This window comes from Bradyrhizobium sp., from assembly GCF_016462955.1.
GTDB lineage: Bacteria > Pseudomonadota > Alphaproteobacteria > Rhizobiales > Xanthobacteraceae > Bradyrhizobium.
On sequence record NZ_JAEMSD010000101.1, the window covers coordinates 2,067 to 6,588 of the forward strand.

Sequence of the window (4,522 nt, forward strand, 5' to 3'; positions counted from 1 at the left end):
TTTGTCCAAAACGGCATCGCGGTGGACGCGCGCGGCCGCAGCTCGATCGACGGGCTCTGGGCTGGCGGCGAAGTGTCCGCGACCGGCGCTCATGGCGCCAACCGCCTCGCCTCGAATTCGCTGCTCGAGGCGGTGGTCTATGCTGCGCGCATCGCCGACGACATCGCGGGTCGCGCTGTTCCCTCGCCCGCCCGCTCACCAGACGCATGGGTGGCGTCACGCGCCGGACCGCTGGACGCTGCAACGGTGAAGCGGCTCCGTTCGATGATGAGCGCGCGCGTCGGGGTGATCCGCGACGGTGACGGGCTTGCGGAAGCAGTGCACCACTTCGCCATGCTCGAGCGGGAGGCCGGAAACAACGTCCTCCGCAACATGGCGGCGTCGGCCCTGCTCGTTGCCGCTGCGGCCTGGACCCGGCGCGAGAGCCGCGGCGCGCATTTCCGGTCGGATCATCCGGCCGAGGCTCCCGGGCCGGCGCGGAGAACGATGACCACCCTCGCCGCAGCGCGCGAGGTCGCGGAGAGCCTGACCGAGCATTCGCGCCCGCGGAGCTCGCAACCCATGATCGCCTGACGGAGGCCATATGATCACCCCGACCTCACTGCTCTATCCCGATGCGTTTCTCTCGCCGCTCGCGATCGACACGGCCGTGCAGCGCGCGCTCGACGAGGACCTCGGCCGCGCCGGCGACATCACCTCGTTCGCGACGGTCCCGGAGGCGACGCGCGCACAAGCCGTGCTCGTCGCGCGCCAGTCCGGCGTGATCGCCGGCCTGCCGCTGGCGCTCGCGACCTTGCAGAAGCTGTCGCCCGACATCGACGTGCGCGCACATGTCCGCGATGCCGCGCGGGTTGCGCGCGGCCAGCACGTGATGACGATCTCAGGCCCCGCGCGCGCCATTCTCACCGCCGAGCGAACCGCGCTGAACTTCGTCGGCCGCCTGTCGGGCATCGCCACGCTCACGGCGGACTACGTGGCGCGCACCGAAGGCACCAGGATGCGCATCTGCTGCACGCGCAAGACCACGCCCGGATTGCGCGCGCTGGAGAAATACGCGGTAAGATGCGGCGGCGGCTTCAACCATCGCTTCGGGCTCGACGACGCCATCCTGATCAAGGACAACCACATCGCCGTCGCCGGCGGCATCCGTCCGGTGCTGGAGCGCGCCCGAGCCCATGCCGGCCATCTCGTCAAGATCGAGATCGAGGTGGATACGCTGGCGCAATTGCGCGAGGTGCTGGCGACCGGAACGGCCGACGCCGTGCTGCTCGACAACATGGACCTCGCGACGCTGCGCGAGGCTGTCGCGATCAACGAGGGCCGCCTCGCGCTCGAGGCATCGGGCGGCGTCACGCTGGACGCGATCGCCGCAATCGCCGCGACCGGCGTCGATTACGCCTCGGCCGGCGCACTGACGCATTCGGCGCCGAACTTCGACTGTGCGCTGGACATCGAGGCGTGATGGCGCGTCTTGCGTCATGGCCGGGCTTGTCCGGCATCCACGTCTTTGTCCCGCGCTGCGACGAACGTGGATGCCCGGGACGAGCCCGGGCATGACGATCACTTCTAGGCGCTATCGCCGCTCACCCATCTCCGCGGAGCTCTTGGCTTCCTGCGCGAGCTCGGCCGACAGCGCGGCGGTCTGCGCCGGCGTTCCCCAGCTCGGCTCTTCGCTGCCGTCGCCCCATTTGCGCGGACGATAGAAGGTGTGCACGCCGGTCTTGTACATCTTCTTCATCTCGGCGACCCAGGACGGGCGTACCCAATAAGCGTGATAGTGCGTGGACTTGCCGACCTCGGGCAGCCAGATCTGACCGTCCAGCATCGCCTTGGCGATCTTCCTAGCGCGCTCCCACATCTCGGGCTCGCGGATCACATCTGCATTGTTGTCGCAGGCGAATGTGAACTGGCAGGCCAGGTGACGGTGCTTGTTCTGGTAGACCGCGCCGCACACGCTGTCGGGATATTTGCCGGAGAACACGCGGTTCATCACCACCTGCGCCACCGCGATCTGACCGCGGACGGCTTCGCCCCGGGCTTCGAAGTAGACCGCTTCGGCAAGGCACTTTTCCGATTTCGCCCGCGATTTGTCGTCGAGCGCGAGCCGCTCCGCCGGCGATCTGGCACGCTGGTTGTCGGCGTTGACCTCGCCCTTCGGCGCGACGCTCTCGCCGCTCTCGATGTCGCTGGCGATCTCCGCCGTCGGCGGGCTCAGCGCGACCGTCACCTTCATGTCGGGATCGGGCGTCACGATCAGCGGCTCGGCGCCGGGCTGCCAGCTCTCCATGGTCTCGAGATTGCCGCCGAGCGAGGAGCTGCCGAAAAACAGGCTCGAGGTCTTGACGCTGAAGGGATCGCGCGCAGGCGAGGCCGGGCTCGCGGCCCGCTTCAACGCTTCCAGCGGCGGCACTGCGAGTGCCCGCGCGGCATCGCTCGCCTGCGGCAGATTGGAATATTGCGACAGCGGCGGAGCGCGCAGCGCCTCCTGGAGCTCGGGATCGAGCGCGGCGGCGGATTCCGGCGACATCACCTGCGGCAACGCGGCGGACTTGGCGCCGAACACCGAGCTGTTCGACGTTGCGGGATCCTCCTTGGCCGGCTCCGCAGCCGGCGCGGTCGTCTCGGGAACCTGCGTGGGCGCGACGATTGTGAGACGATCACCCTTCAGGGAACGGTCGACACTGGGAAAGTCGGAAGCCTGGTAGCGCGGCGGCGCCTGGAGCGCAGGATTGCGGTTGATCGCGCCGGTGACGTCGCGGCCGTCGAGGCTGGCAAGCCGGACCATCGCGCTCTGCGGCATCGACGTGCCGATAGGGCGTGAAAAGCTGTAGGTGGCGAGCTGGATCGAGGATGCCGCGGAGAACACCTGCTTCTGCCAGCGCTCGGCGACGCCGGGTTGGCGCGCCAGCAACGAGGCAATATCCTGATAGCCGGTCTCTCTCGGCATCAATGCGAAGATGCAGAGACCGATGCCGAAGGACGCGAACCGCGCGCCCTTCGGATGGTTACGCAACACAGACATCGATACGCTCACGCTACACTTACGCTGGTCCGATCGAACTCAGTACATCCGTGCAATTCGATCTTTATCGTGAGTATCTAATTTAGGTTGCCGGGGCGTTAATCCGCGTTGCGTGCGAGGCACACTCAAGCGAACACAGGTGTTTTCACGGAGCGATGACGCGCGTTGGTAAATGCCGCCTGCTGTGAAGCGGTAAACAATCGGTCAACACGAATGGTGAAGGAACTCTTGCGCGCACGTCTCACTATGGGACGCCCGAGGTTCTCTCCGCCGCGGAGAAATTCTGGATTGCTTCGCTGCGCTCGGAATGACGATGGGGCTGCAGCATCGTCCAAAACAAGAGAGGCGGGTTTCGGCCCCGCCTCTCCCACATTCAATTTGTACTTCGCTTACGCCTGGCTCGCGACCGACTTGCCGAGCGCGGCTTGCGCCGCTGCGAGGCGGGCGATCGGCACGCGGTAGGGCGAGCAGGAGACGTAGTCGAGGCCGATATTGTGGCAGAAGGCGACGGAAGCGGGATCGCCGCCGTGCTCGCCGCAGATGCCGACCTTCAGCTTCGCCCGCGTCTTGCGGCCGCGCGCGACGCCGATCTTGACGAGCTCGCCGACGCCTTCCTGATCCAGGGAGATGAAGGGGTCGACCGAGAGGATCCCCTTCGCCACGTAGGGGCCGAGGAAGCTCGCCGCATCGTCGCGGCTGATGCCGTAGGTGGTCTGCGTCAGGTCGTTGGTGCCGAACGAGAAGAACTCGGCCGACTCCGCGATCTGGCCCGCGAGCAGGCAGGCGCGCGGCAGCTCGATCATGGTTCCCACCTGGTAGGCCAGCTTGGTGTTGGTCTCGCGCATCACCGCCTGGGCGGTGGCGTCGATCCGCGCCTTGACGAGATCGAGCTCGGTCTTGGTCGCGATCAGCGGCACCATCACCTCGAGTCCGACGGCCTTGCCGGTGCGCTTCTGCGCCTCCACCGCCGCCTCGAAGATCGCGCGGGCCTGCATCTCCGCGATCTCGGGATACGCGATCGCGATGCGGCAGCCGCGGAAGCCCAGCATCGGATTGAACTCGGAGAGCTCGCGGGCACGGTCCGCGAGGCGCCGCGGGTCGGTGTTCATGGCGCGAGCCACTTCCTCGACCTCGGCATGGGTGTGCGGCAGGAATTCGTGAAGGGGGGGATCCAGAAGCCGGATCGTGACCGGCAGGCCCTTCATGATCTCGAACAGCTCGACGAAGTCGGCGCGCTGCATCGGCAGCAGTTTTGCCAGCGCGGCGCGGCGCGACTGCTCGTCCTCGGAGAGGATCATCTCGCGCACCGTGCGGATGCGCGTCTCCTCGAAGAACATATGCTCGGTGCGGCAGAGGCCGATGCCTTCCGCGCCGAACTTGATCGCGGTGCGCGCATCATCGGGCGTGTCGCCGTTGACGCGGACACCGATCTTGCGGACCTGGTCGGCCCAGTTCATCAGCGTGCCGAACTCGCCGGAGAGCTCCGGCTCGATCATCGGC

At 67.1% G+C, this 4,522-nt stretch carries 4 protein-coding genes; 2 read left to right on the top strand and 2 right to left on the bottom strand.

The features are described from left to right. Both JHD07_RS13360 and nadC read left to right on the top strand, forming a co-directional pair. Positions 1–573 (top strand): FAD-binding protein (locus tag JHD07_RS13360; protein ID WP_291622788.1); only part of this gene is annotated, 573 nt, incomplete at its 5' end. 10 nt (positions 574–583) lie between these two features. After that, complete coding sequence (nadC, locus tag JHD07_RS13365; protein ID WP_291622790.1) at positions 584–1,462, top strand: carboxylating nicotinate-nucleotide diphosphorylase; 879 nt, start codon at positions 584–586, stop codon at positions 1,460–1,462. 111 nt (positions 1,463–1,573) lie between these two features. Here nadC and JHD07_RS13370 read toward each other — a convergent pair whose 3' ends face one another. Both JHD07_RS13370 and JHD07_RS13375 read right to left on the bottom strand, forming a co-directional pair. Continuing rightward, complete coding sequence (locus tag JHD07_RS13370; RefSeq protein ID WP_291622792.1) at positions 1,574–3,022, bottom strand: cell wall hydrolase; 1,449 nt, start codon at positions 3,020–3,022, stop codon at positions 1,574–1,576. 389 nt (positions 3,023–3,411) lie between these two features. Then, positions 3,412–4,522 (bottom strand): putative PEP-binding protein (locus JHD07_RS13375; RefSeq protein WP_366864412.1); only part of this gene is annotated, 1,111 nt, incomplete at its 5' end.

Coding starts and splice junctions, on each gene's coding strand:
- JHD07_RS13370 (WP_291622792.1), bottom strand. CDS start 3,022: ATGTCTGTGTTGCGTAACCATCCGAAGGGCGCGCGGTTCGCGTCCTTC.
- nadC (WP_291622790.1), top strand. CDS start 584: ATGATCACCCCGACCTCACTGCTCTATCCCGATGCGTTTCTCTCGCCG.